Origin of the sequence: Actinomyces respiraculi, assembly GCF_014595995.2 — a bacterium.
GTDB classification, from domain to species: Bacteria; Actinomycetota; Actinomycetes; order Actinomycetales; family Actinomycetaceae; genus Actinomyces; species Actinomyces respiraculi.
The window spans coordinates 1,645,029-1,671,130 of record NZ_CP063989.1 but is presented as its reverse complement, the minus strand read 5'-3'; the positions used below and the strand labels follow the sequence as shown (position 1 = coordinate 1,671,130).

22 protein-coding genes are annotated in these 26,102 nt (G+C 71.8%); 15 read left to right on the top strand and 7 right to left on the bottom strand.

Features of this window, described 5'->3' with window-relative positions; genetic code table 11:
* Window positions 1–113: 113 nt before the first annotated feature.
* On the top strand, window positions 114–503 hold the full coding sequence (locus ID810_RS06960) for a HesB/IscA family protein (protein ID WP_166854862.1): 390 nt from the start codon (window positions 114–116) through the stop codon (window positions 501–503).
* A gap of 106 nt (window positions 504–609) precedes the next feature.
* Window positions 610–1,593 (top strand): FKBP-type peptidyl-prolyl cis-trans isomerase, encoded by a 984-nt coding sequence (locus ID810_RS06955; protein WP_166854863.1) that lies wholly within the window; start codon window positions 610–612, stop codon window positions 1,591–1,593.
* 107 nt (window positions 1,594–1,700) lie between these two features.
* Here ID810_RS06955 and ID810_RS06950 read toward each other — a convergent pair whose 3' ends face one another.
* Window positions 1,701–2,324: a superoxide dismutase gene (locus tag ID810_RS06950; RefSeq protein ID WP_166854864.1), complete on the bottom strand. Its 624-nt coding sequence runs from the start codon at window positions 2,322–2,324 to the stop codon at window positions 1,701–1,703.
* Between the two features lie 221 nt (window positions 2,325–2,545).
* Here ID810_RS06950 and ID810_RS06945 point away from each other — a divergent pair, with 221 nt between their 5' ends.
* Window positions 2,546–2,989 (top strand): DNA-binding transcriptional response regulator, encoded by a 444-nt coding sequence (locus ID810_RS06945; RefSeq protein WP_166854865.1) that lies wholly within the window; start codon window positions 2,546–2,548, stop codon window positions 2,987–2,989.
* Window positions 2,990–3,004: 15 nt separating this feature from the next.
* On the opposite strand, the gene ID810_RS06940 is transcribed toward ID810_RS06945, so the two are convergent.
* A complete protein-coding gene (locus tag ID810_RS06940; protein WP_243856492.1) occupies window positions 3,005–4,636 on the bottom strand; it encodes a DEDD exonuclease domain-containing protein in 1,632 nt (543 codons plus the stop codon).
* A 156-nt stretch (window positions 4,637–4,792) separates the two neighbouring features.
* Here ID810_RS06940 and ID810_RS06935 point away from each other — a divergent pair, with 156 nt between their 5' ends.
* The 3 genes from ID810_RS06935 (at window position 4,793) to ID810_RS06925 (ending at window position 8,532) form a co-directional block, all read left to right on the top strand.
* Window positions 4,793–5,680: a lysophospholipid acyltransferase family protein gene (locus ID810_RS06935; RefSeq protein WP_166854866.1), complete on the top strand. Its 888-nt coding sequence runs from the start codon at window positions 4,793–4,795 to the stop codon at window positions 5,678–5,680.
* A gap of 175 nt (window positions 5,681–5,855) precedes the next feature.
* Window positions 5,856–7,076 carry a pyrophosphate--fructose-6-phosphate 1-phosphotransferase gene (locus ID810_RS06930; RefSeq protein ID WP_166854867.1) on the top strand — a complete coding sequence of 407 codons (1,221 nt, stop codon included), beginning with the start codon at window positions 5,856–5,858 and terminating at the stop codon, window positions 7,074–7,076.
* A 115-nt stretch (window positions 7,077–7,191) separates the two neighbouring features.
* Window positions 7,192–8,532: a class II 3-deoxy-7-phosphoheptulonate synthase gene (locus ID810_RS06925; protein WP_166855082.1), complete on the top strand. Its 1,341-nt coding sequence runs from the start codon at window positions 7,192–7,194 to the stop codon at window positions 8,530–8,532.
* A 38-nt stretch (window positions 8,533–8,570) separates the two neighbouring features.
* Here the strand turns inward: ID810_RS06925 and pknB are convergent, their stop codons facing one another.
* Together pknB and ID810_RS06915 are read right to left on the bottom strand one after the other, a co-directional pair.
* A complete protein-coding gene (gene pknB / locus ID810_RS06920; protein ID WP_166854868.1) occupies window positions 8,571–10,580 on the bottom strand; it encodes a Stk1 family PASTA domain-containing Ser/Thr kinase in 2,010 nt (669 codons plus the stop codon).
* 54 nt (window positions 10,581–10,634) lie between these two features.
* Window positions 10,635–11,858, bottom strand: coding sequence for a polyprenyl synthetase family protein (locus tag ID810_RS06915; RefSeq protein WP_166854869.1), 1,224 nt, complete (start codon window positions 11,856–11,858; stop codon window positions 10,635–10,637).
* Window positions 11,859–12,033: 175 nt separating this feature from the next.
* Between ID810_RS06915 and ID810_RS12460 the strand changes: the two genes are divergently transcribed.
* Complete coding sequence (locus ID810_RS12460) at window positions 12,034–13,710, top strand: RNA polymerase sigma factor (protein ID WP_166854870.1); 1,677 nt, start codon at window positions 12,034–12,036, stop codon at window positions 13,708–13,710.
* Between the two features lie 125 nt (window positions 13,711–13,835).
* Here ID810_RS12460 and ID810_RS06905 read toward each other — a convergent pair whose 3' ends face one another.
* Complete coding sequence (locus ID810_RS06905; protein WP_188232540.1) at window positions 13,836–14,099, bottom strand: DUF7455 domain-containing protein; 264 nt, start codon at window positions 14,097–14,099, stop codon at window positions 13,836–13,838.
* 158 nt (window positions 14,100–14,257) lie between these two features.
* Between ID810_RS06905 and ID810_RS06900 the strand changes: the two genes are divergently transcribed.
* Window positions 14,258–16,474 carry a DNA gyrase/topoisomerase IV subunit B gene (locus ID810_RS06900; protein ID WP_166854871.1) on the top strand — a complete coding sequence of 739 codons (2,217 nt, stop codon included), beginning with the start codon at window positions 14,258–14,260 and terminating at the stop codon, window positions 16,472–16,474.
* 65 nt (window positions 16,475–16,539) lie between these two features.
* Complete coding sequence (locus ID810_RS06895; RefSeq protein ID WP_166855083.1) at window positions 16,540–17,544, top strand: GNAT family N-acetyltransferase; 1,005 nt, start codon at window positions 16,540–16,542, stop codon at window positions 17,542–17,544.
* A gap of 122 nt (window positions 17,545–17,666) precedes the next feature.
* On the opposite strand, the gene ID810_RS06890 is transcribed toward ID810_RS06895, so the two are convergent.
* Window positions 17,667–20,198, bottom strand: coding sequence for a DNA gyrase/topoisomerase IV subunit A (locus ID810_RS06890; protein ID WP_166854872.1), 2,532 nt, complete (start codon window positions 20,196–20,198; stop codon window positions 17,667–17,669).
* A gap of 247 nt (window positions 20,199–20,445) precedes the next feature.
* Here ID810_RS06890 and ID810_RS06885 point away from each other — a divergent pair, with 247 nt between their 5' ends.
* Together ID810_RS06885 and ID810_RS06880 are read left to right on the top strand one after the other, a co-directional pair.
* Window positions 20,446–21,030, top strand: coding sequence for a DUF5998 family protein (locus tag ID810_RS06885; RefSeq protein WP_243856469.1), 585 nt, complete (start codon window positions 20,446–20,448; stop codon window positions 21,028–21,030).
* Complete coding sequence (locus ID810_RS06880) at window positions 21,027–22,322, top strand: alkaline phosphatase family protein (RefSeq protein WP_166854874.1); 1,296 nt, start codon at window positions 21,027–21,029, stop codon at window positions 22,320–22,322. Before ID810_RS06885 ends, ID810_RS06880 begins: the two co-directional genes overlap by 4 nt.
* Window positions 22,323–22,359: 37 nt before the next feature.
* On the opposite strand, the gene sepH is transcribed toward ID810_RS06880, so the two are convergent.
* Complete coding sequence (gene sepH / locus ID810_RS06875; RefSeq protein ID WP_166854875.1) at window positions 22,360–23,514, bottom strand: septation protein SepH; 1,155 nt, start codon at window positions 23,512–23,514, stop codon at window positions 22,360–22,362.
* 304 nt (window positions 23,515–23,818) lie between these two features.
* Here sepH and ID810_RS06870 point away from each other — a divergent pair, with 304 nt between their 5' ends.
* The 4 genes from ID810_RS06870 (at window position 23,819) to ID810_RS06855 (ending at window position 26,083) form a co-directional block, all read left to right on the top strand.
* Entirely contained in the window at window positions 23,819–24,124 is a 306-nt protein-coding gene (locus tag ID810_RS06870; RefSeq protein WP_006549617.1) for a DUF4193 domain-containing protein, read from the top strand.
* Between the two features lie 98 nt (window positions 24,125–24,222).
* The gene (locus tag ID810_RS06865; protein ID WP_166854876.1) at window positions 24,223–24,933 is read left to right on the top strand and encodes a DUF3710 domain-containing protein; all 711 of its coding nucleotides are present in this window, start codon (window positions 24,223–24,225) and stop codon (window positions 24,931–24,933) included.
* A gap of 14 nt (window positions 24,934–24,947) precedes the next feature.
* Complete coding sequence (locus tag ID810_RS06860; protein WP_166854877.1) at window positions 24,948–25,304, top strand: OB-fold nucleic acid binding domain-containing protein; 357 nt, start codon at window positions 24,948–24,950, stop codon at window positions 25,302–25,304.
* Between the two features lie 116 nt (window positions 25,305–25,420).
* Entirely contained in the window at window positions 25,421–26,083 is a 663-nt protein-coding gene (locus tag ID810_RS06855; RefSeq protein ID WP_166855084.1) for a DUF3159 domain-containing protein, read from the top strand.
* The last annotated feature ends 19 nt before the right edge of the window (window positions 26,084–26,102 follow it).

Sequence of the window (26,102 nt, the reverse complement as noted above, 5' to 3'; positions counted from 1 at the left end):
GGTTCTGGACGGGGATGGACGTAGGCTGACGGGGAAGAACCTGCCCGACCTGGGTGTTGGAGCCCGCGCAACCGTACCCCGGGCCCGACGGACCCACGAACGAGGAGACTCACATGTCTCAGACCACCCTGACTGACCAGACGACGGCCGTGCCCGAGCACGAGGTGCTTCTCACCGAGGCCGCCGCTGCCAAGGTCGCTGCACTGCTGACTCAGGAGGGCCGCGACGACCTGCGTCTGCGCGTGGCGGTCCAGCCCGGCGGCTGCTCCGGCCTGGTCTACCAGCTCTACTTCGACGAGCGTCTGCTCGACGGTGACGCCGTGCGCTCCTTCGAGACGGGCTTTGACGAGATGTCCACCGTCGAGGTCGTCGTCGACCGCATGAGCGTGCCCTACCTGTCCGGTGCGACCATCGACTTCGCCGACTCCATCGAGAAGCAGGGCTTCACCATCGACAACCCGAACGCCTCCGGCTCCTGCGCCTGTGGCGAGTCCTTCCACTGAGGGGTGCACGGTCCGGCCCGCCCGGACCGCACCACGGCCGCTGTGCCCACGCGCACGCCGACCGTCTCACGCCTCACCGCCACACAGACTGCCCGCCAAGGAGACCATGTTGCGCCGCCCCCACCTCGTCCTGAGCGCCCTCGCGCTCACGTCCAGCCTCGTCCTCGCCGCCTGCGGCTCCTCCTCTGGGGGGAGCGATGCGACGGCCTCCGCGACGGCGACGGCGAGCGCCGCGACCTCGGGCGTGGCCACCAACGTGGTCTGCTCCGACCTCACCATCGACGACTCCTCCGCCGCGCTGCCGTCGCTCGCCGGTGAGGCCGACACCACCCCGACGCCCACGTGGACGGGTGAGGCGGCCCCCGCCAACCTCACGGTCGCCACCCTGGAGGAGGGCGACGGCCCGACGGTGACGGAGGCCGACTTCATCACCGTGTCCTACGCGGGCTGGAAGTGGGATGACAACGCGACCTTCGACTCCTCCTACGACCGCGCTGCGCCGACGACCTTCAGCCTCCAGGGCGTCATCACCGGCTGGCGCTGCGGTCTTGCCGGGCACAAGGTGGGTGAGAGGGTACTCATGAGCGTGCCCTCCCAGTACGCCTACGGCGACGTCGCGACCGGTGGTGGTGCCCCGACCGGCCCGCTCGTCTTCGTCGTCGAGATCAAGGCCGTCGGCAGCACCGCCGACGCGACGGTCGAGGGCGAGCAGGCCCTGGCCGACCGTGGCATCACGGTGACCGGCGATCTCGGCTCCGCCGCGTCGATCAGTGTGAGCCCGGACGCCGTCGAGCCCACGCAGACGGAGGTCATCGTCCTGGCCCGCGGAACGGGCGCCGCCATCACCGCCGAGGACACGATCGGCCTGCACATGGCCTTCACCTCCTGGGACGGAACGGTCAACCAGTCCTCCTGGGAGCAGGCGAGCCCGCAGCGCGTGACGATGGCTCAGGCGCCGGGCCTGACCGGGCTCATCGGCGTGCCGGTGGGCTCCCGGGTGGTTGTCCTCATGCCCGCGGGCACGGACTCCTCCTCGGGTGAGGCCCTCCCGGCCATGGCTTACGTCCTGGACATCGCCGCGATTCTTTGACATGTGAGCCTCCGGCGGCTCCGGTCGTCCTGAGGAGGCAGCGTCCCGGCCACCCATGAGGGGTGGCCGGGACGCTGTGTCGAGATGGGGCGGGCAGCCCGTAGTGCTCAGCGGACGATGAGGCCCGGGGCCTGGGTGGTCGCGGCGGCCAGGCGCTCGGAGACGTCCTGCCAGTTGGCGATGTTCCAGATGGCCTTGACGTAGTCGGCCTTGACGTTGAGGTAGTCGAGGTAGAAGGCGTGCTCCCACATGTCGACCTGGAACAGCGGGATGGTGCCGACCGGGACGTTGCCCTGCTGGTCGAAGAGCTGGAAGGTCACGAGCGTGCCGGAGACGGAGTCCCAGGCCAGGACGGCCCAGCCGGAGCCCTGGATGCCCAGCGCGTTGGCGGTGAACTGGGCCTGGAACTTCTCGAAGGAGCCGAAGGAGTCGTCGATGGCCGCGGCGAGCTCGCCCTCGGGGCGGCCGCCGCCGTTGGGGGAGAGGTTCTTCCAGAAGATCGAGTGGTTGATGTGGCCGCCGAGGTTGAAGGCGAGGTTCTTCTCCAGGAGGTTGATGGCGGCGTGGTCACCGGACTCGCGGGCGGCCTTAAGCTGCTCGAGGGCGGCGTTGGCACCGGCGACATAGGCAGCGTGGTGCTTGTCGTGGTGGAGCTCCATGATCTTGGCGGAGATGTGGGGCTCGAGAGCGGCGTAGTCGTAGGGCAGCTCGGGGAGCGTGTACACGGCCATGTGCGGGTGCCTTTCGTGCGGGCCGGGATGCCCCGGCGCGTCGACTCCGGCTCATAGCGTGAACCGAGGTCCTGGACGTCATTTATCGTATCCGCCGATTGAAGGCTTCGCCAACACAGCGGCTGTGATTACACTGACGGCGCAGCGCCAACCGTGCCGTTCCCCGACGTGCCCGGACAACAACCGGCCCTGCCACGCACGTCCGATCGCACGGAGGATCCATGACTGACCAGGCCGCCAGCTCCCGCCTCGACCTCCTTGTCTTCTCCGACGACGCCAACGTGCGCCAGGAGGTCATCACCGGCGTCGGACGACGCCCCGCCAAGGGACTGCCCCTTGTGCGCTGGACCGAGTGCGCCACCGCCGAGGGCGTGCGCCTGGCCCTCAAGGACCGTGCGGCCGAGGGACGCGCCCCCTTCGACGTCCTCATCTTCGACGCCGAGGTCAAGGGGCTGGGCGGAATGGGGCTGGCCCACGAGCTCCTGGTCGAGCTCGACCAGCGTCCCCCGGTGGTGCTGCTGACCGCCCGCCCCCAGGACGCCTGGCTGTCCGCCTGGGCCAAGGCGCAGACCATCGTCCCGCGCCCCCTGGACCCCATGGCCCTGCAGGAGGCCGTCACCTCCGCGCTGAGCGCCCGCCGCGGCGCTGTCGTCGCCGTCGGCTGACCACCCCGAGCCCACTCAGCCCTCGGCTCGCAGCACCCGCTGGTGGCGCGCCGCCGCCCCCACCGGCCAGGTGAGGGCCGCGTACACCTCGCCTAGCGCCCCGCCGTCGGCAGCGCCGACCTCCACGATCCTCGCCCCGGTCTCCAGCACCCACTCGGCCAGCAGTAGCGTCTCCTCGGTACTCGTCGTCTCCCCGACCCTGTCGGGGCGCCCGACCACCTGCGCCGTCGCCCGCAGCGCCTCCACGGCCGGGCGGGGGTCTGCGCCCGGCGGCGTCACCGCACTGCCCGCCAGGCGCCCCCAGCGCACCACCACGAGCTCCCAGCCGCCGCCCTCACGACGCCGAGCGGCCACGAGGTGCGGACAGGCCAGTAGTGGGCGCGCCGCCTCCGCGCGCCGCGAGGCCGCCAGGAAGGAGCGCAGCCGTGTCGTCCACAGGCCCGCCTCCTCGAAGCGCTCGGCGGCCGCCAGCGACGCCACCCGCTCCAGCAGCGGCACCGCCACAACATCGCACTCGCCAGACAGGGCCCGGCGGGCCAGCGCCACCCGCTGATCGCCCTGTGGGGCCGGGTCGGCGGCGCCGTGACCGTCCCAGGAGCGCAGGCGTAGCACCGACTCCGCCGCACGCTGGGCGTCGAGCAGCGCACTGCGCGAGGAGAAGGGCCCCACCGCGCAGCCCACCTCCTCAGTCGGCAGCCTCGTGGTGGACGCCAGGTGCGGCTCGGCCCCGGCCGCCAGACGCAACCACGGCCGGCGCTGCGGGCTGCGCGAGCGGCGGTTGACCGGAGGGTCGAGCTCAGCGATGAGGCGCAGCTCGCGCACCCGGGCCTCGATCTGCGTCGGCGTCGGGATGACACGCACGTCCACGGTGGTGTCAAGCATCTGCGCCACCCGCGAGCGCTTCTCGGCCGCCGTGAAGTAGGAACGCACCCGCCGACGCAGGTCCACGGCCGAGCCCACATAGAGCACCTCGCCGGTGGCGGACAGGAACTCGTAGACGCCCGGGGTTGAGGGCAGGCCCTGGGCCAGGCGGCTCTTGGCCCGCCGCCTGGGCGGGACCGGGTCGGTTGCCGTCGCCAGATCCTCAACGTGGGTGACGCCCAGGGGGGCCAGCGCCTCCAGGGCGGCGTGCAGCACATCCACCGTGGCGCGCGCGTCGTCCAGGGCCCGGTGGGTGGGGCGCGTGGGGGAGCCGACGAAGGAGGCGAGGGTGGCGAGCGTGTGGTTGGGCACATCCGTGCGGCTCCAGGCCCGTCGTGCCAGGGCCAGCGTGTCCAGCACGACCGGCTCCGGCCAGTCCAGCCCCAGGGTGCGGGCGGCGGCGGTGAGGTGGCCGACGTCGAAACGGGCGTTGTGCGCGACCAGCACAGTTCCCGGCTCATCCAGGCGGGCCCAGGCGAGGAAGCGCTCGAGCGCCTCAGTGACGACGGGCGCGCCGGCGACCATTGCGTTCGTGATGCCCGTGAGCACGGTGATCTGGGCGGGGATGACAGCGCCGGGGTTGACGAGCGTGCTCATGTCGGAGTCGACCTGCCCGCCGCGCACCCGCACCGCCCCGATCTCCGTGATGGCGTGGGCTCCCGGGGCGCCGCCGGTGGTCTCCAGGTCGACGACGACGAAGACCGCCTCGCTCAGCGCCAGCCCCATCTGCTCGAAGGCGGGCTGCACCGCCTGCTCACGCGCCGATTCCGCGGGGCGGAGGGAGACGTGGAAGGGCACACGTTGAGGCTAGACTCCGGGCAGCGGCCGCGTACACCAGCACGCCGACTCCAGACGAGCTCAACCCAGGCGCAGGAGGTCCCCGTGGGATACCGAGGTATCAAGACGGCCGTCGGCCCCGCTTTTGAGATGCTCTACCAGCCCTGGATCCGTGGGGAGGAGAACATCCCCGCCGAGGGGGCCGCCATCCTCGCCTCCAACCACCTGGCCGTCATCGACTCCTTCTTCCTGCCGCTGCTCATCGAGCGCGAGGTCGCCTTCATCGGCAAGTCGGACTACTTCACCGGCAAGGGCGTCAAGGGGTGGGCCGTGAAGAACTTCATGACCGCCGTCGGCACGATCCCTGTGGACCGCTCCGGCGGGCGAGCCTCCCAGGCGGCCCTGCAGGCCGGCATTGACCGCCTGCGTGCGGGCGAGCTCTTCGGGATCTACCCGGAGGGCACGCGCAGCCCCGACGGGCGTCTGTACCGCGGCAAGACGGGCGTGGCCCGCATCGCCCTGGCCACGGGTGCCCCCGTCATCCCCGTGGCGATGATCGGCTCGGACCTCGCCCAGCCCATCGGCCAGGTGGTGCCCTCTACCCGCCACCGCGTGGGCATCGTCGTCGGTGAGCCGCTGGACTTCTCGCGCTACAAGGGCCTGGAGAACGACCGCTTCGTCCTGCGCTCGATCACCGACGAGATCATGTACTCCCTCATGGCGCTGTCCGGCCAGGAGTACGTCGACCTCTACGCGGCCGAGGTCAAGAAGGCCATGGACGCCGAGAAGAAGAGCGCTGACGAGGTCGTCTCCGAGATGCTCCAGGCGCGGGCCGTGCGCCGCCCGGCTGCCGCGCCCGTGCAAGCCCCCGGTGGCCGCCCAGCGCCCGAGACCAGCGTGCCCGAGCCGCCTGAGGAGCCCGAGGAGGCTGCCGAGCCCCAGGACCCCGGCAGCGAGGGCCCCCGGCAGACGGGCACCGACGACGAGGCCTGAGCGGGCAGACCGGACAGGACGGACCGCTCAGGGCCGGAGGACGAACGGGCTCTGATCGGCCCCTGCGGCGGCGGGTAGACTGCGCGTCGAGGCGCGGCACGTGCCGCCCCCGCCCCGGTCCGCGGTGCTCTCGCCCCGGCACCGGGCTGCAAGCTCCCAACCTGAAAGGTTCTCGATGTCGATCCGTCGCGTCGCCCTGCTCACCGCGGGTGGTTTCGCCCCCTGCCTGTCCGCCGCCGTCGGCGACCTTATCGAGCGCTACACCGAGGTCGCTCCCGAGGTTGAGATCATCGCCTACCAGTACGGCTACCACGGCCTGCTCACCGGCAACTACATCGTCATCGACGACGAGGGCCGCAAGAACGCCGGCATCCTGCGCGAGTTCGGCGGATCCCCGATCGGCAACTCCCGCGTCAAGCTCACCAACGCCAAGAACCTCGTCGAGCGCGGCCTCGTCGCCGAGGGCGTCAACCCCCTCGAGTTCGCGGCTGAGCAACTGCGCAAGGACGGCGTCGACGTCCTGCACACCATCGGTGGCGACGACACCAACACCACCGCCGCGGACCTGGCCGCCTACCTCAAGGAGCACGACTACGACCTCACCGTCGTCGGGCTGCCCAAGACCATTGACAATGACATCGTGCCCATCCGCCAGTCCCTGGGCGCCTGGTCCGCCGCCGAGGAGGGCGCCGGCTTCGCCTTCAACGTCATCGGTGAGCACCGCTCCAACCCGCGCATGCTCATCATCCACGAGTGCATGGGCCGCAACTGCGGCTACCTCACCGCCGAGACCGCCAAGCGCTACCACGAGTTGCTCAAGACCAAGCGCTGGGCGCCGTCGCTGGGCCTGTCCCGCGAGCGCTGGGACGTCCACGCCGTCTTCCTGCCCGAGATGACGCTCAACCTTGAGGCCGAGGCCGAGCGGCTCAAGGCCCTCATGGATGAGCAGGGCAACGTCAACATCTTCCTGTCCGAGGGCGCCGGCGTGCCCGAGATCATCGCGGAGATGCAGGCCCGTGGCGAGGAGGTCCAGCGCGATCCCTTCGGCCACGTCAAGCTCGACACCATCAACCCCGGCCAGTGGTTCGCCAAGCAGTTCGCGAGCCTCATCGGCGCCGAGAAGGTCATGGTTCAGAAGTCCGGCTACTACTCGCGCGCCACCAACGCCAACGCCGAGGACCTGGACCTCATCACGTCCATGTGCGACCTGGCCGTCGAGTGCGCCCTCAAGGGCGAGTCCGGCGTGATCGGCAACGACGAGGAGAACAACGACGAGCTGAGCCTCATCGCCTTCCCGCGCATCGCCGGCCACAAGGCCTTCGACATCACCCAGCCCTGGTTCACCGAGCTCATGGCCGAGCTCGGTCAGGGTGTCGAGCCCGCTGAGGCCAACTGAGGTCGCAGCGGAGCACTGAGCCCCGTCCTGACGACGACTGACGACGACGGCCCCCGTGTCCCGCCTGGTGGTGGGCACGGGGGCCGTCGCAACCCCTCCGTATGATGCTGCTGTGATGAACGAGCTCGACGCCCCCCGGACCCCCGCCAGCTGGCGCGACCGCCCCGCCGCCCAGCAGCCCTCGTACCCGGACGCCGACCGTCTTGCCGAGGTCGCCGCGGACCTGCGCTCCCGGCCCCCGCTCGTCTTCGCCGGTGAGGTCGACTCCCTGCGCCAGCAGATGGCCAAGGCTGAGCGCGGCGACGCCTTCGTCCTCATGGGCGGTGACTGCGCCGAGTCCTTCCGGGACAACACGGCCACGAACATCCGTCTCAAGCTCCAGACCATCCTCCAGATGGCCGCGGTGCTCACCTACGGCGCCTCCACCCCGGTGGTCAAGATCGGCCGCATGGCCGGCCAGTACGCCAAGCCCCGCAGCGCGGACACCGAGACCCGCGACGGCATCACCCTGCCGTCCTACCGGGGCGACTCGGTCAACGGCCACCCCTTCACCCCCGAGGCGCGCGTGCCCGACCCCCAGCGCATGCTCGACGCCTACCTGCGGGCCGGCACCACGCTCAACCTCATCCGCTCCTTCACCATGGGTGGCTACGCGGACCTGCGCGAGGTCCACTCCTGGAACCGCGGCTTCACCGCCAACCCCGCCTACAAGCGCTTCGAGTCCTTCGCCGAGGAGATCGACCGGGCCATGCGCTTCATGGCCGCGGCCGGCGTCGACTTCGACGCCCTGCGCCAGGTCGACTTCTACGCCTCCCACGAGGCCCTGCTGCTGGAGTACGAGGACGCCATGACGCGCGAGGACTCGCGCTCCGGGCGCCTGTACGACACCAGCGCCCACATGCTGTGGATCGGTGAGCGCACCCGCGGGGCCGAGGACGCGCACGTGGCCCTGCTCGCGGGCGTGCACAACCCGGTGGGCGTCAAGGTCGGTCCGACGACGACGCCCGAGGAGCTCCTCAGCCTCATCGACCACCTCAACCCACATGGCGAGGCCGGCAGGCTTACGGTCATCACCCGCATGGGTGCCGAGCGCATCCGCGACGTCCTGCCGGTCCTCATCGAGGCGGTCAGGGCGGACGGCCGCCCGCTGACCTGGGTGGCGGACCCCATGCACGGCAACACGATCACGGCCGAAACCGGCTACAAGACCCGCGAGTTCGACACGATCATGGATGAGGTCCGCGGCTTCTTCGAGGTCCACCGCTGCCTGGGCACGGTCCCCGGCGGTATCCACGTCGAACTCACGGGCGACGACGTCACCGAGGTTCTGGGCGGTGGCGAGCACATCGACGTCGAGCGCCTGGCCGAGCGCTACGAGACGCTTGTGGACCCGCGCCTGAACCACCAGCAGTCCCTCGAGATTGCCTTCGAGGTCGCCGAGATGCTGCGCGGCTGAGGGCCCGCTGCGGGCTCGTCTCAGACCACGTACAGCTCTTAGACGACGTACAGCGTCACCGTCGAGCCCTTGCGCACGCTCTGGCCGCCCGCCGGGTCCGTTGAGCGGGCCGTGCCGAACAGGCCGCCCCACACGTAGGAGACCGTGACGACCAGACCGGCCGCCTCCAGGGCGCTGACCGCCTCCGACTCACTCTTGCCGGTGACCTCCGGGACGGTGACCATCTCGGGACCGAGTGAGACCACGAGGTCGACGCCGTCCCCGACGTGCACGTTGGCGGCACCAGTCGCGGGGCTGGAGGAGATGACGCGTCCTTCCTCCACCGTGTCGTGGTAGGAGGTCGTCACCTCGCCCAGGGTCAGGCCCGCGTTCCCAAGCGCCGTGGTGGCCTCCTGCTGGCTCAGCCCGGCCAGCGTGGGCACGGTCGCGGGCTGGCGGCCCTTGGAGATGACGACGGCGACGGCGGAGGAGTGGTCGGCCAGCTCACCGGCGGCCGGGCTGGTGGAGACCACCTGCCCCGCGGGCACGGAGTCGGAGAAGGACTGGGTGACGGCGCCGACGGCCAGGCCCGCCTCCGTGATCGCCGTCGTGGCCTCCTCCCGGGTGCGCCCGAGGACGTCGGGCACCTGCTTCTGCTCGATGCCGCGCGAGATGACCGCTGTGACGGCCGCCCCCAGCCGCACCGAGGAGCCCGGCTCCGGGTCGCAGGAGATGACGCAATCCAGGGCGACCGTGTCGGAGAAGGCGCGAGTGGGGGCCGCCCAGACGAGGCCGGCGGCTTGGACGGCGGCCTGTGCCTCCTGCTGAGTAAGCCCGACGACCTGGGGGACGTCGACGTGGCGTCCCGGCCCCTCCTGCGTGTACCACCAGCCCGCTCCGGCCCCGCCCACGCCGAGGACGGCGAGGGCCCCCATGACGACGGCACGACGGCGCACCCGCCCGTGGCGCGGGCGGGCCAGCGACGTTGTCGCCTGGCTGGAGGTGGCGAGCCCCGAGCGGTCCAGGGAACGCGTGGCCCCCGCGGCGTCGGTGCCGATGGACCCGATGGGCAGGGAGACGGTCCTGAATCCGGCGGCCGGGGTCACGTCCTCGTCGTCGGCCTCGGGTTCTTGGCGCACGGCCTGGCGGGCCGCCTCCGCGTTGGCGGCCAGCACCTCCTGCGTGCGCAGGGAGCCGGTGGCGCCCCCGCGCTTGACGCTCATCTCACTGGGGGACAGCTCGGCGACGACGGCGCGCAGCCGGGCCAGGGCCTCGTCGGCGTCGGCCAGGCGCTCATTCGGCTCGCGACGGGTCATGGCGGTGACCAGGGCGTCCACGGGCGCGGGCGTTTGCGGCACGAGCGTGGAGACCAGGGGCACATCCTCGTGGACGTTACGGAAGGCGATCTGGATGGGGGTGTCCGCCGCTAAGGGCTGCTCACCGGTGAGCAGCTCGTAGAGGATGACGCCGGCGGAGAAGACGTCGGCGCGCGGCGAGGAGACGCCTGCGGTGATGAGCTCGGGGGCGAGGTAGGCGACGGTGCCGAGCACGTTGCCGGTGGTGGTCTGCGCGGACTCGGTGACGGCGCGCGCCAGCCCGAAGTCAGCAACCTTGGCGACTGAGCCGTCAGAGGGAAGGAGCACGTTCTCCGGCTTGACGTCGCGGTGGACGAGGCCGGCACGGTGCGCAGCGCCCAGCGGCCGCAGCACCTGGGCGATGAGACCCAGCGCCTCCTTGACGCTCAGCGGGCCGGTGGCGATGAGGTCACGCAGGTTGGGGCCCTCGACGAGCTCCATGACGAGGTAGGCGACGCCGTCGAGACTGCCCTGGTCGTAGACGGCGACGACGCCGGGGTTGCTCAGGCGGGCCGCGGCGCGCGCCTCACGGCGGAAGCGGGAGACGAAGTCGGGTGAGTCCGCCAGGTGCGGGTGCATGAGCTTGAGGGCCACACGGCGCTCGAGCCTGCGGTCATGCGCCTTGTAGACCGTGGCCATGCCGCCACGGGCCACCCGGTCGACGATCTCGTAGCGAGAGTCGACGAGACGTCCGATGAGGGGATCCGTGACCACGCGGGCAGTCTACGGGTGGCCGGGTCCCGCACCGGAACCAACGCGCCCGGCCGCTCAGGCGCGGCGGCGCGTGAGGGCGTGGGCCGCCTCCTCAAGGGTGCGTGAGGAGACCTCGGGCATCGTGCCCGCCTCCAGGCCGTGCAGAGCCGCCAGGCCGGCCGTCAGGTGGGCCTCAACCTCGGCCTCGTGGGCCTCGCGCGCACCGCAGTCCTCGATGACCCGGGCCGCGGACGCCAGATCGGCCTCCGTGGCCCCGGGCTGGGCCAGGACGGCGCGCAGGGCGTGGCGGCCGTCGTCGTCGGTCAGGCGCCAGGCCAGGGACAGCAGGACGGTCCGCTTGCCCTCGCGCAGGTCGTCGCCCGCGGGCTTGCCGGTGACCCGCGGGTCGCCGAAGACCCCGAGGTCGTCGTCGCGCAGCTGGAAGGCGGTGCCGACCTCCTCGCCGAAGACTGCCAGGGCCTTGTACAGGGCGGTGCCGGGCTCGACGCCTCCCAGGAGCGCGCCGATGAGCAGCGGGTGCATGACGGAGTAGCGCGCGGACTTGTGGCGCACGACGGCCAGGGCGTGCTCGTGCATGTCCTGTGCGCAGGCGAGCGGGTCGTCCCCCGGGGCGGACAGGGCAGTGACCTCGCTGCGGATGTCGAGGTACTGGCCGACGGCGACCTCCGCCGTCATGGAGTCGAAGGCGCTGCGCGCCAGGGCGCGACGGGCGGCGTCCGGGCCGGGTCCGACGAGTCGGTCGGCGGCCAGGCCGCTCATCTCCTCGGCCGCCAGGGACAGCAGCACGTCGCCCAGGAGGAGGGCGCCGTGACGCCCGAAGGTCTCTGAGTCCCCGAGCCAGCCGGAGTCTCGGTGCAGGACCTCCAAACGCCGGTGCGCGGCCGGCATGCCGCGGCGGGTGTGCGCCGAGTCAATGATGTCGTCGTGCACGAGGGCGCTGGCCTGGTAGAGCTCAAGAGCCGCGCCGGTGCGTGCGACCACGGGGGAGGCGAGCGTGAGCTCCCTCTGGTCGCCGTCGAGCAGGAGGGTGGCACCGAGCGCGCTGAGCAGGGCGCGGGTGCGCTTGCCGCCGCTGAGCAGCTGGGCGGCGGCGTCGAGGAGCTCGTCACTGGCGGGCACGAGTCCGCGCCAGCGCCGACGGTAGTCCTGCAGGACCTGGATGAGGCGGGCGTCGACGGCGGCACCCACGCGCTCACCGGTACCCGGCAGGGCGGGCGCGTAGGCGCCGTCCGGCTGAGGATGGGGGGAGGTGGTCGAGCTGGTGGCGGGTGCGCTCATGGGCGCAGCGTAGCGGGCGGGGTGTGCGGACCCGGGGGTGATCGGCCGCGGCTATGGGCGCGCAAGGGCACGCGGGAATAAACGCTACAATGGCGCGGTTGCCTGCTGCGTCGGTGGCTGCGTGCGCCCTGCGCGCACCGCCGCCGGAGACGTCACCCCACGTGAAAGGACATCCGTGGCCACTTCCACAGCCTCGCGCAAGCGCGCCTCCTCGCGCAAGGACGACATCGAGGAGGTCGAGGAGGTCGAGGACTTCGACCTCGACGACTCGGACGAGGATGACGAGGACTCGGATGACTCCGACGACGAGTTCGACTCCGGGGACGAGGAGGATGACAAGGCCTCGGAGGACTCGGATGACTCGGATGACTCTGACGACGAGGCGGGCGACGCCGACGCCCCGAGCCAGGACAGCGAGGACGATGAGCCCGCCCCGGAGCTGCGCGACTACTACCTCGACGTGAGCCTGGAGAAGGACGGCGACGGCACCAAGCGCGCCCCCTTCAACTCCCCGGCCTCCCTCAAGGGCGTGCGACTGGCCCCCGGCGCCACCCTCTTCGTGCGCTCGCGCACCGTGGTCGAGGGCTTGGAGATCGCTGGTAACGGCACGCTCGAGAACCCCATCACCCTGGCCCCCTACGGCCACGGCCCCGTGCCGCGCTTCGTGCTGCCCGACGAGGAGGAGCCCGTCGTCGCCCGCGACTTCCTCACCCGCAACGGCTTCATCTTCCGCGGCTGGATCATCAAGGGCATCAAGATGGAGCCCTCCATCGCCGCCCTCACCGGTGAGCTCGAGCGCATCCGCCGCGAGGAGGCGGAGAAGGCCGCCGCCAAGAAGGCGGGCAAGCGCTCGCGCTCGTCCAAGGACAAGGACGGCTCCTACACGGTCTCGGACTCCGACGAGGCCGACGAGCCCGCCCAGAAGGTCGTCACCGCAGGCGCCACCGCGGACCCGGTCAAGGACTACCTCAAGCAGATCGGTAAGGTCGCGCTCCTCAACGCCGAGCAGGAGGTTGAGCTCGCCAAGCGCATCGAGGCCGGCATGTACGCCGAGTACCTGCTCAGCACCGACAACGGTGAGCTCGAGGCCAAGTACCGCCGTGAGCTCCTGTGGATCTCCAACGACGGCCAGCGGGCCAAGAACCACCTGCTCGAGGCGAACCTGCGACTGGTCGTCTCCCTGGCCAAGCGCTACACGGGCCGCGGCATGCTCTTCCTCGACCTCATCCAGGAGGGCAATCTCGGTCTCATCCGCGCCGTGGAGAAGTTCGACTACACCAAGGGCTTCAAGTTCTCCACCTACGCGACCTGGTGGATCCGCCAGGCCATCACCCGCGCCATGGCGGACCAGGCCCGCACGATCCGCATCCCCGTCCACATGGTCGAGGTCATCAACAAGCTGGCCCGCGTCCAGCGCCAGATGCTCCAGGACCTGGGCCGTGAACCCACCCCGGAGGAGCTGGCCGTCGAGCTCGACATGACCCCTGAGAAGGTCATTGAGGTCCAGAAGTACGGGCGCGAGCCCATCAGCCTGCACACGCCCCTGGGCGAGGACGGCGACAGCGAGTTCGGCGACCTCATCGAGGACTCCGAGGCCGTGGTCCCGGCGGACGCGGTGAGCTTCACGCTTTTGCAGGAGCAGCTGCACGCGGTGCTTGACACGCTCTCTGAGCGTGAGGCGGGCGTGGTGTCCATGCGCTTCGGCCTGACCGACGGCCAGCCCAAGACGCTGGACGAGATCGGCAAGGTCTACGGTGTCACGCGCGAGCGGATCCGTCAGATCGAGTCCAAGACGATGAGCAAGTTGCGCCACCCCTCGCGCAGCCAGGTCCTGCGCGACTACCTCGACTGACCGTCGCCTCAACGCCTGGGGGCCCGGACCACCATGAGGTGGTCCGGGCCCCCACGCGTGTGGTGCGCGGCGTCACGCGGTTCGGCGAAGGTCTCCCGCTGCCAGTGCACCCAGCGGGCGTCTGCTCACTGGGCGGGGGACAGGGTCGCGGTCTCGTCCTGGATGTACAGGGCCTGACGCTTGAGGGCCGGCATGTGTGCGCGGGCGTGGTGTCCGCACAGCAGCAGCTGGCCCGAGGTCAGGACTGCGCGGACGAAGGCCTGCGCGCCGCAGGCGTCGCAACGGTCAGCGGTTGTCAACGGGCGCTCGATGGTGCCCGCAACGGTGACCTCGGACTCGGCAGGGACAGTCGCCTCGGCGGCGATGTCTGGGGCGCTTATCTGACTCATGACCCCATCCTGCGGTCTTCGCAGGCACCGGAGGGGCCGCTTTCCGCCCCGGGCGCAGCCGCTGAGCCGTGGGCGAACCCGGGAAGGTGGAGGAACACCACATCGCTCAGGCCGCGCGGGAGAACGGTCGGCGAACATCTGTCCGATAGGTTGCGTGCGTGTCCGAGAGCTCGACCTCCTACTCAGCCCGCCACCTCTCCGTCCTCGAGGGGCTTGAGGCCGTGCGCAAGCGGCCCGGCATGTACATCGGCTCGACCGACCAGCGTGGGCTCATGCACTGCGTCTGGGAGATCGTGGACAACGCCGTCGATGAGGCCCTGGAGGGCCACGGCACCTCCATCGACGTCGTCGTCCACGCCGACGGCTCCGTCGAGGTCCGCGACACCGGCCGCGGCGTGCCCGTCGACGTCGAGCCCGCCTCGGGCCTGACCGGCGTCGAGCTCGTCTACACCAAGCTCCACGCGGGCGGGAAGTTCGGCGGCGGCTCCTATGGCGCCGCAGGCGGCCTGCACGGTGTGGGCGCCAGTGTCGTCAACGCCCTGAGCGTGCGCATGGACGTCGAGGTGGACCGGGGCGGCAGCACCTACGCCATGAGCTTCCACCGCGGTGTGCCCGGCGTCTTCGACGACGGCGGTAAGGCCCCTACGCCCGACGCCCCCTTCACCGAGTTCACTGAGGCCTCCGGGCTGCGCGTCGTCGGCAAGGTCCGCCGCGGTGTCTCCGGCACCCGGGTGCGCTACTGGGCCGACCCCCAGATCTTTCCCCGCCCCACCGAGTACGACGCCTCCGCCCTGCGCGCCCGCCTGCGCCAGACCAGCTTCCTCGTGCCGGGCCTGACCCTGACCCTGGCCGACGAGCGCCCCGCAGAGGAGGCCGCCCGGGCCGAGCGCCGGCCGTCGTCGGACCCGGAGGCCACGCAGCTTGCCGGTGTCCGCAACGTCACTGTGGGGGCCGGGGACCTGTTCGACACCAGCGGGGACGACGGCGTCGAGACCTTCCTCGCCAAGGGCGGCACCTGCGACTTCGTCGACTTCCTGGCCACCGACGCCTCCGTCACCGACACCTTCCACCTCACCGGCCAGGGCACCTACAGCGAGACCGTCCAGCAGCTCGACAAGCGTTCGGGACACCTGCGTCCCGTTGAGGTTGAGCGCACCTGTCAGGTCGACGTCGCCCTGCGCTGGGGCATCGGCTACGACACGCTGGAGCGCTCCTTCGTCAACATCATCGCCACCCCCATGGGCGGCACGCACCTGACGGGCTTCGAGCAGGCGGTCACCAAGGTCCTGCGCAAGCAGATCGAGACCAACGCCCGGGCACTGAAGGTCACCGCCCGCGACGCACGTATTGAGAAGGACGACATCCTCGCGGGCCTGACCGCCGTGGTGACGGTGCGTGTGCCTGAGCCGCAGTTCGAGGGGCAGACCAAGGAGGTGCTGGGCACCGCACCCGTGCGCCAGATCGTCGCGAAGGTGGTTGAGACCGAGCTGGCCGCCCTGCTGACCTCCTCCAAGCGAGACCTCAAGACCCAGTCGCGGGCCCTGCAGGAGAAGATCGTGGGGGAGATGCGCGCGCGTGTCAGCGCCCGCATGCACAAGGAGCTCACACGCCGCAAGACAGCCCTGGAGACCTCCACCCTGCCCGCCAAGCTCGCCGACTGTCGCAGCGACGACGTGACGTCCTCCGAGCTGTTCATCGTCGAGGGTGACTCGGCACTGGGCACCGCCAAGAATGCCCGCAACTCCGAGTTCCAGGCGCTGCTGCCCATCCGCGGCAAGATCCTCAACGTCCAGAAGGCCTCCCAGGCGGACATGCTGCGCAACGTTGAGTGCTCCGCCATCATCCAGGTGGTCGGTGCCGGCTCCGGGCGCACCTTCGACCTGGACGCGGCGCGCTACGGCAAGGTCATCCTCATGACGGATGCCGACGTCGACGGCGCCCACATCCGCACGCTCCTGCTCACGCTCTTCTTCCGCTACATGCGCCCCATGATCGAGGCCGGCAGGGTCTACGCGGCCGTCCCGCCGCTGCACCGCATCGAGGTCTCGGCGCAGGGGCGACGCAAGAAGGAGATCGTCTACACCTACTCCGACGACGAGCTGGTGCGCACCCTGCGCACGCTCGAGAAGCAGGGCCGCTCCTTCAAGGAGCCCCAGCGCTACAAGGGCCTGGGGGAGATGGATGCCCACCAGCTGGCGGAGACGACGATGGAGCCCGAGCACCGTACCCTGCGTCGTATCACCCTGGGTGATGAGGCGGAGCTGCTGGCGGCGGAGGCTGTCTTCGAGCTCCTCATGGGTCAGAGTGTCGAGCCCCGGCGCGACTTCATCATTGAGGGGGCGCACGACATCGACCGCGAGCGCATCGACGCCTGAGACAGGAGGGACCAGTGGCCGTCTACGGATGCACCCGCCACCCCGGCGAGAACGAGCTGTGGGGCATGATGCGCCCCGGTCCGCGCTCGGCGCTGCCCCGGGACCTCGCCTGGCTGCCGCTCGGTCCCGCCGACAACCAGGACCTGGCGCACCTGCTGCACCGGGCGGAGGTGGTGGACGACCCTCCCTACCGCACGACGGCGCAGGAGACGGCCGAGTACTTCATCGACCCGACCTACTCGGGTGTTGCCGGTCGTGACGCCGAGGGTGTCATGCGTGCCTTCGGGCTCGTGCGGCTGCGCCCGGCGGAGAAGGTGTACGCCTCCATCATCGGCATCGTGGACCCGCTGTGGCGCCGCCGTGGCATCGGCGGGGCCCTGCTGCACTGGCAGGTCGAGCGGGCTCGCCACCTCATCGGCGTCGAGCGCGCCGCGGCGGTGGGTACGCCGCGTGCCGAGGCCCCCGCGCATGTGGTGACGACCGTCCTCGAGGGTGATGAGCGGATGATGCAGCACCTGGCCGAGCTCAACTTCGAGCCGCGACGCTGGTACCGCGAGCTGCGCCGTGACCTGTCCGTGCCGGTGCCCGACGTCGACCTCGACGGGTTCCTCTCGGTTGAGCCGTGGAGTGAGGAGCTGGACGACGCGGCCCGCCGCGCCCACAACGAGGCCCTGCTGTCGGACTCCACTGGCCAGGCGCCCATGAGTGTGGAGGAATGGGCGTCCGGGCGCGCCTACTTCGCGCCTGCCTGGAGCTTCATGGCGGTGGACCGCTCGGGAGACCGGGCCCGGGTGGCCGGCTATCTGCGTTCGGGGCGTTACGAGCAGGACTGGGAGGCACTGGGCTGGCGCGAGGGCTACACGGACATGCTCGGCGTCAGGGCCGAGTACCGCGGCCGGCAGGTGGGCGAGGCCCTGCTGACGGCCGCCATGCGGGCCTACGCGCGTGACGGCATGCAGTTCGCGGCCACGGGCGTGGACTCGGACAACCCGACGGGGGCGCTGGACCTGTACCACGAGCTCGGCTACACCCCCACGCGCGGCTCGGTGCTGTACTCCCTGCAGGTGTAACTCCCACGTCCGGGCCCGCCCGCTGCGGAGCCGGTCGGCCCTGTCACAGAGCCTGCTGTCCGCCTCAACGAGGCGTCTCCACGCGGTGCGCACACCACGAGGGCAGTGCGCACCTGGGGACGTCAGCCGATGCCGGTGATCGGCGCGGCCAGCGGCGTGCCGGAGGCGTCACGGCGCTCGTCCACCTCGGGCAGCACCACGTCCTGACCACCGGAGCCGACCGCACGCGCCGGGCCGACCCCCACCCAGGCGAGCACCAACTGGCTCTCACCGCGCAAGAAGCGCTGGGCGCGCACACCACCGGTGGCACGCCCCTTGGCGGGGTAGCGGTCCAGGGGCGTGACCTTGACCGAACCGGAGCCCATCCCCGGCAGCGCCTCCTCGGAGTCCGCGACCGTGACGACGACGGCCTCGGCGAGCAACGCCTCCGGTACCGCGGCCCCGGACAGGACCGTCGCCCCCTCACGCAGGCTGACGCCCACCATGCCGCCGGCAGCGCGCCCCTGCGGGCGCACCTTCACCGCCTCGAAACGCAGCAGCTGGGCGTCGGAGGTGACGAGCACGAGCACGTCGGTGTCCGCGGCCGTTCCGGCGAAGACGATCCGGTCGCCCTCGGACAGGCTGATGACCTCCCAGGAGGAGCCGCGCACCGGCTCGTCACCGGGCTTGACGCGCTTGATGACGCCCTGGGCCGTGGCCAGCACGAGCGGTGTCGAGGCGCCGCTGCCCACGGGCACGAGCCCCACGACCCGCTCTGAGGGCTCGAGGTCCACGAGCAGGTGGGCGGGCTGACCTCCAGCGAGGGAGGGCGCGCCCTCCAGGCGCGGCACCTCGGGGGTGGCGAGCACGTCCATGAGGACGAGTCGGCCGGTGTCCGTGACCGCACCGACCTGGCCGCGCGCCGTCGTCGGCACCTGGCTCGTGAGCGCGTCGTGGCGCTGGCGGGCGCCCGCGCGGGAGACCGGCTCCGGACCGCTGACACGGGCCACCAGCCCCGTGGCAGACAGCAGCACCCGGCAGGGGTCGTCGGGGACGGTCAAGGGCACGTCGCCGGCGCCCGCCATGACGCTGGCGGCGATCGCCGCGGTCATGGCGTTGGAGGCCCCGGCCCCCGCCCCGCCGGGCGCGCCGCTGCCGCCGGTGAGGGCCCCGGCACCGGCACCCGCGGCCTCGAGCAGCACGGTGCGCCTGGGTGTGCCGTACTGCTCGGCGACCTGGGCCAGCTCGCGCGAGACCACCCTGCGCAGCAGGACCTCATCGGCCAGGATCGCCTCCAGCTCGGCGATCTCCTGGGCGAGCGCGTCGCGCTCCTTCTCCAGCTCGATGACCGAGAACTTCGTCAGGCGCCGCAGCTGCAGCTCGAGGATGTAGGAGGCCTGTGCCTCGGACAGGTCGAAGACCTGCATGAGCCGGGTGCGGGCGGTGGCCGCGTCCTCGCTGGAGCGGACCACCTGGATGACCTCGTCGATGTCGAGGATGGCGATGAGCAGGCCCTCGACCAGGTGCTGGCGCTCGCGTCGCCGGGCCAGGCGGAAGCGCGTGCGCCGCTCGACCACGGTCAGGCGGTGGCGCACGAAGACCTCGAGCAGCTCGCGCAGGCCCAGGGTGCGCGGCTGGCCGTCCACGAGGCACACGTTGTTGATGCCGAAGGAGTCCTCCAGCGGCGTGTGCTTGTACAGCTGGGCGAGGACGGCCTCCGGGTTGTAACCGTTCTTGACGCTGATGACCAGGCGTGTGCCGTTCTTGCGGTCGGTGAGGTCCGCGACGTCGGTGATGCCCTGGAGCTTCTTGGAGGCGACCGTCTCCTTGATGCGCGCGATGACCTTCTCCGGACCCACGAGGTAGGGCAGCTCGGTGACGACGATGCCCTTCTTGCGCGGCGTGATGTTCTCGATGCGCGCGGTGGCGCGGGTGAGGAACTTGCCTCGCCCCGTGCGGTAGGCCTCGCGGATGCCGTCCAGGCCCACGATCATGCCGCCGGTGGGCAGGTCCGGCCCGGGCACGAAGGCCATGAGGTCCTTGAGGCTGGCGTCGGGGTGCTCAAGCAGGTGCCGGGCCGCGGCGACAACCTCGATGAGGTTGTGCGGCGCCATGTTCGTCGCCATGCCGACGGCGATGCCGGAGGTGCCGTTGACCAGGAGGTTCGGGAAGGCTGCGGGCAGGACCTCGGGCTCAGTGAGGGTGTAGTCGTAGTTGGGGGTGAAGTCGACCGTGTCCTCGTCGATGTCCGCGGTCAGCGCCAGGGCGGGGGAGGCCAGGCGGGCCTCGGTGTAGCGGGGTGCGGCGGGGCCGTCGTCGAGGGAGCCGAAGTTGCCGTGACCGTCGACCAGCGGCAGACGCATGGTGAAGGGCTGGGCCAGGCGCACCAGGGCCTCGTAGATGGCGACGTCGCCGTGGGGGTGCAGACGGCCCATGACGTCACCGACGACGCGCGAGGACTTCACGTGCGGGCGGTCCGGGCGCAGGCCCATGCGGTCCATCTGGAACAGGATGCGGCGCTGGACGGGTTTGAGGCCATCGCGGGCGTCCGGTAGGGCGCGCGCGTAGATGACGGAGTAGGCGTACTCGAGGAAGGACGTCTTCATCTCCGTGGAGAGGTCCATCTCCACGATCTCGCCGTCAACCGGGGAAGGGGTCTTGGTAGGCGTCGGCATGTGCGCATTGTCCCGGCCGGGTGCGGCTGCCGCGACAGCGACACCCGGGCGTGATGAGGACGACGCCGGCCTTACCCGGACGAGACTCGTATCGCGCACGTCAGGCGGGCCCTCGCCGCCTGGGGTGAGGAGGCTTAACCCCGCTGCCGGTGACCAGCGACCTGTCGTCGTCGGCAGGCGTGTGTCGCCCCCGTCGTCGGGGCTCGTGCGCTCGTTCGTGTCGGGGGCGGATGGCATGATCGCTCCCATGACCCAGCCCGAGATGACAACCCTGACGGACGAGGTCACTCGCGCCGGCTACTACCCCGAGCTCGTGCTCGGCACGCTGCGCACTGCCCTCGCCGGGGAGGAGCCCGTTGCGAGCCTCGTCCAGGCGGAGACCACCTTCGACGAGGCCGTCCACCGCCACCTCACCGTCCTGGCGCTCACGCCCAGCCGCCTCGTCATCGTCCACGTCGACGACGCCCTGCGTGAGGACGGCACGCCCGCGGCCGTCGCCACGAGCGAAGCCGTCCCCGTGGGACGCATCTCCTCCGTGGCCCTTACCCACGGCGTGAGCATGCCCGCGGCCGGTGGCGGCCGACTGACCGAGATGACCATCGCGCTGTCCTGGGGCGCCGTGCGTCGCATCGACCTGGAGCCGGCCAGCTGCCCGGACCCCGACTGCCAGGCCGATCACGGCCTGACCGGCGTGTCCGTGCCCGACGACATCGTCGTGCGCGTCGCCCTTGGGGTCGAGGGGGACACGGCACTGGCCCGCGCTGAGGCCTTCGCCATGGCGCTCTCACGCGCCACCGCACGTTCCTCCCTGCACGCCCAGGGCCTGGTGTGAGCACCGCAGGGACCAGCCCGGGTGGTACCCGCGCACCCCACCTGCGTCAGGTCCTGGGTGCGGCCGCCGTCAGCGCCGGCCTGCGCCTGCGCGAGTCCATCGTCCCGGCCACCCTGAGCCAGGAGGAGGCCCTCGCCGCCGCCACATCCTGGGGGATTCGTCCCGACGGCGACCGCGGCCCCCGCGCGGGCGGCGGCACCGTCGTCGTCCTCGTTGATGGCCTTGGGCTGGAGAACCTGCGGGCCCGCAAGGGCCACGCCCCCACACTGCGCTCCTGGCTGTCCAGCGCCGAGGCCAACGCCCCCGGCCCCGAGGCCCGCACCTGCCTGCCGTCGACCACCGCCGCGGCCCTGACCACGCTGGGCACCGGTGCTCTTCCGGGCACCACCGGCATGGTCGGCTACAGCGTCCTCAACCCCCTGCTGTCACGTGAACGCCTGGCCGGGCGTGAGCCCTCCCGTGAGGACCAGCTGAGCCTCATCAGCTGGGAGGGCCACAACCTCGACCCCCGCGCCTGGCAGGACGTGCCCACCATCTTCGAACGCCTCGAGCGCGACCCCGGCAGGTCCCATCGCACCGACGGTCAGAGCGCGCCGCTCGCCGTCTCCATTGGCCCCGCGCGCTTCGCCGGCTCCGGGCTCACCCTGGCCGGCCTACGCGGCGCCGCGCACCGGGGGGCCGACCGCATGGAGGACCGCCCCGCCCTCGCCGCCCGCGCCCTCGCCCAGGGCGTGGCGCTGGTCTACCTGTATGTCGGCGAGCTCGACCACGCTGGACACGCCCACGGCTGGCGCTCAGCCCAGTGGCTCACCCAGCTCGAGCGCCTGGACGGCATGCTTGCCGAGCTCGCCCGCCGCGTCCCGCGCGGCACCCGGATCCTGCTCACCGCCGACCACGGCATGGTGGACACCGAGGCCGCTCACCGTGTGGACCTGTCGGCGGACCCGGTGCTGGCGCGCGACGTCGTCGCCGTCGCCGGGGAGCCGCGGTTCACCCACCTGTACGTCACCGGATCAGACCCCGAGGTCGCCGCCGAGACCGCCGCACGGTGGCGCGAGAGGCTGGGGGACAGGGCGCTGTGGGTGGGTACACGCGACGAGGCCCACACGCTGCTCGGGCCGCTGAGCGAGCGTGCCCGCTCAGTCGTGGGCGACGTCGTCGTGGCAATGGCTGACGCCTGGGTGCTCGTGGACCCGCGTGTGCACTCGCCCGAGGCCATCGCCATGCCCGGGGTACACGGTTCGCTCACCGTGCAGGAGACGACCATCCCCCTGCTTCTGACCCGAGCCTGAGGGCGCCGTGACGTCGGCGCTCAGCGGGCAGGACGCCTCACTCCGGCTTGGAGCCGAAGACGATCTCGTCCCAGGAGGGCACCGAGCGGCGCGCCCGCCGCTTCGGCTTGGGCTCTGGCGCCGCAGGCATGTCCGGCAGGGTGTCCTGCGTGGTCCCCTCCCCGGAGGCCTGCGAGGCGGCCTCGGGCTCTGCGGCCGCGGATCCGGGTGAGGGTGCCGACACCGGCGTGGAAGCAGCGGATCGCCCATGGGGCAGGCGTGATCCTGCCGGATGGCTACCGGTCAGGGCCCGGCGGCGCTCCTGCATGGAGACCACCTGGGCGTTGCCATAGGGCGAGGTGACGGGGCCTTGCGCCTCGGCGCCCTCCTCGTCGTCAACAGGTGAGACGACCTCGGTGCGTCGGCCACGGTTGGAGGCGAGGTCCGCCAGCAGCGCCTCCGTCGGAGAGGCCGCAGCATCTGCCGACCCACCGGCTGACTCCGCGGCGCCCGGCTCGGGGCCGGCCTCCTGGACGGCACGGTCATGGCCGTGGGGGGCCTCAGGCGCGGGGGTCGTCCCCTGCGGGCGGGAGGAGGCCCGCACGGCTGAGGAGTCCTGGTCGAAGACCTCCGCCATCCGCGGGGCGGCCGCCGCCTCGGTCAGCCAACGGGACTCCTCGTCCATCGCGGACACCGAGTGGGCGGCGAGGTCGAGCTCCCAGCGGGCCTGCTTGTTCTCCGCGCCCTGCACGAAGGTGAGGACCACCTGCCACGGCTCACGGCCCTCGCGCAGCGCGTCCCACTGCAGGCTGGAGGGCTCCACACCCCGCGTGGCCAGACGGTCGACGACGAGCTCGCCCAGCACGGGGGAGTCCTTCTCCCAGCCGATGCGGCAGGCCTGCGCCTGGGACACCGCCCAGGCACGTTCGGCGGTCACCGGGCCCTCGAAGCGGCGCACGTGCGCGACGTCCATCCCGGCGGCCTGGGCGACCTCCTCCGCGGAGGCGCCCGCACGCATGAGGGCCTGAAGGTCTCGCGGGCGCACCACCGCGCCGGGCGCGGGAGGCTCAGGTGCGGGGACGAGCGCCGCTGGCCGGGCCCGGCGCACGGCGGCGCGCAGGGCGGCGTCGACGACGATGGCGTACCGCTGTCCGTCCCGGTCCGTCATGACGACGCGGTCGCCGTCGGCGCCCAGCAGCTCAAGCTCGATCATGGGGTCGGCCTCCTCAGTACCCTTCAGCGGTCCCGCAGGTTCCGGGTGCCACCGGCGCCCTGCGGGACCCAGACTGCCACCTTCAGGACCGACCCCCCGGGAGGCGGGCCCGGTGAGCCGTGCAGGCAGTGCGCGAGACCGCTCACGACTGTGTGACACATGGTGTACCGACACCGGTGCGGTGGTGCTATGGTGCGCGTGCCCTGCCCACAGGGGCGTTCCGGCTCGTCCTACGGGCGGGATGGAACCCCCGGTACCGCTCAAGCCACAGCGACCGCCGTCCATGAGGAGAGAGTGACGAGCCATGGCCACTGACTACGACGCCCCGCGCAAGAATGACGACGAGCCCGAGGCCGACTCTATTGAGGAGCTCACCGCCCGGCAGAAGGACCACTCCTCGGAGGCCATCGAGGAGGACGAGAACGAGGTCGCCGAGGGCTTCGAGCTCCCGGGCGCGGACCTGTCCCGTGAGGAGCTGAGCGTCCACGTGGTGCCTCAGCTTGAGGACGAGTTCACCTGCTCTGAGTGCTTCCTCGTTCACCACCGCAGCCAGCTCGCCTACGTCGACGACGCCACGGGCCTGCCCGTGTGCACCGACTGCGCCGGCTGAGACCGTCGCGCGACCACGTCGGCGGGACCACCACCCGCCGCACCCTGACAACGACAGAACCTGGGGTCGCCCGCACCGTCCCCATCAGAGGAGCTCCCATGGGCCTGTTCTCCCGCCGACGCGACGAGGCTCGCGCCGTCGACACAGATGAGGAGACGACCCCGGCGGGGACCGACGCTGCCGCCGGGGCCGGCACCGGGGCGGCCAGTGCCACCGGTCCGTGGGATGCCGCCGCCGCGCCCGACACACCCCGCATCGACCTCGGCTCCCTGCGTGTGCCCGCCGTCGACGGCATGCAGATGCGCCTGGATCAGCCCCGCGAAGGGGGATCGCCCGTCGCGCTCGTCCTCGCCCTGGGCGGCTCCACCCTTGAGCTGCGCGCCTTCGCCGCCCCCCGCAGCGACGGCATCTGGGAGGAGCTGCGCGCCGACATCACCGCCGAGCTCACCCGCGCCCACGCGAGCCTCAAGGTGCTCCAGGGGCCCCACGGCACCGAGCTGCTGGCCCAGGTCCCTGTGCGCAGCCCCGAGGGGGACAGGTCCAGCGTCCCCGCCCGCTTCATCGGCGTCGACGGCCCCCGCTGGTTCCTGCGCGGCGTCCTGCAGGGGCGTGCCGCCACGGATGACGAGGCCGCCGCGGCCCTGCGCGAGGTGTTCGACGACGTCGTCGTCGTCCGTGACAGCCAGGCCCGCCCGCCCCGCGAGGTCCTGCCTCTGCACGTACCCGGTGCGGCCCCGGCGCCCGTCGTGGAGAACCTGCCCGGCCTGGCCCCCCTCGAGCCCGGCCCGACCATTGCCGAAGTCCGATGAGCCTGTGGTCACGGATGTCCCATGCGGTTGCCGACCTGCGCATCAGCCGCGAGCAGATCGACGCCGATGACGAGGCCCGCATCGCCGCCCGCCGGGGCACGACGCCGGTCGGTGAGGTCGTCCCCCGCACCCGCGCCACCGTCTCCGGGGTCCTCAGGGCCGTCACCTACGGCCCCGTGACCGCCAAGCCCGTGCTCACGGGCCAGCTCTACGACGGCACCGGCAGTATCGACCTGGTGTGGATCGGACGCCGCTCGATCGCCGGCATCCGCCCGGGCGTGCACCTGCGCGCTGAGGGCGTGGTGGCCGCCGGCCGCACGCGCCCCACGATGTCCAACCCCGCCTACGAGCTCCTGGGGGAGGACCAGTGACCCAGCCCGTTCGCGACGGCGTGAGCGACGCCGCCGTCGCCCACAGCGCCCAGGACCCCACGGCCCAGGCCTCCGCCGCTCAGGTCCCCGCCGGTCCGCGCACCGGCCTCGGTGCGATCAGTGGTGAGCGTTTCGACGCCGCCGCCGCAGTGGGCGGCTGGCGGGGGGCGGCGGAGTCCGTCCTGCCGACACTCGTCTTCGTCGTCGTCATGGCGCTGCGCCCGACGGCGCTCGTGGCGGCCGTGGCGGCCTCCCTCGCCCTGAGCGCCCTGGCCACGGCGGCGCGCCTGGCCCAGCGCCAGCCGCTCACCCAGGCCCTGGGCGGTGCGGCCCTCGCCCTTGTGAGCGCCGTGTGGGCCTGGCGCAGTGGCCAGGCGTCGAACTTCTACGCCACCGGCCTCATCATCAACGCCGTGTGGCTCACCGCCTGCCTCGTGTCCCTCGCGGCGCGCTGGCCGCTGGTGGGCGTGCTCATGGAGCTGTGGCGCGCCAGTGCCCAGCAGCCCGGCCAGGAGACGGCGGACGGCACCGCCTCACCCGGCCGCTCCTCCTGGCGCACCGACCCCGAGCGTGCCGCCGACCGCCGCCGCTACGTGCTGGGCACCGTCGTGCTCGCCGCGATGTTCGCCCTGCGCCTGGTGGTGGAGGTGCCGCTCTACCTCGCGGGCCAGGAGACCATCAGCGCCCTGGGCGTGGCGCGCCTGGTCCTGGGGGTGCCGCTGTTCGCCGTCGTCCTGTGGTTCGTCTGGCTGCTCGTGCGGCCCGCCCACCGGCCCTGAGGCGCCCCGGCGGGGCCAC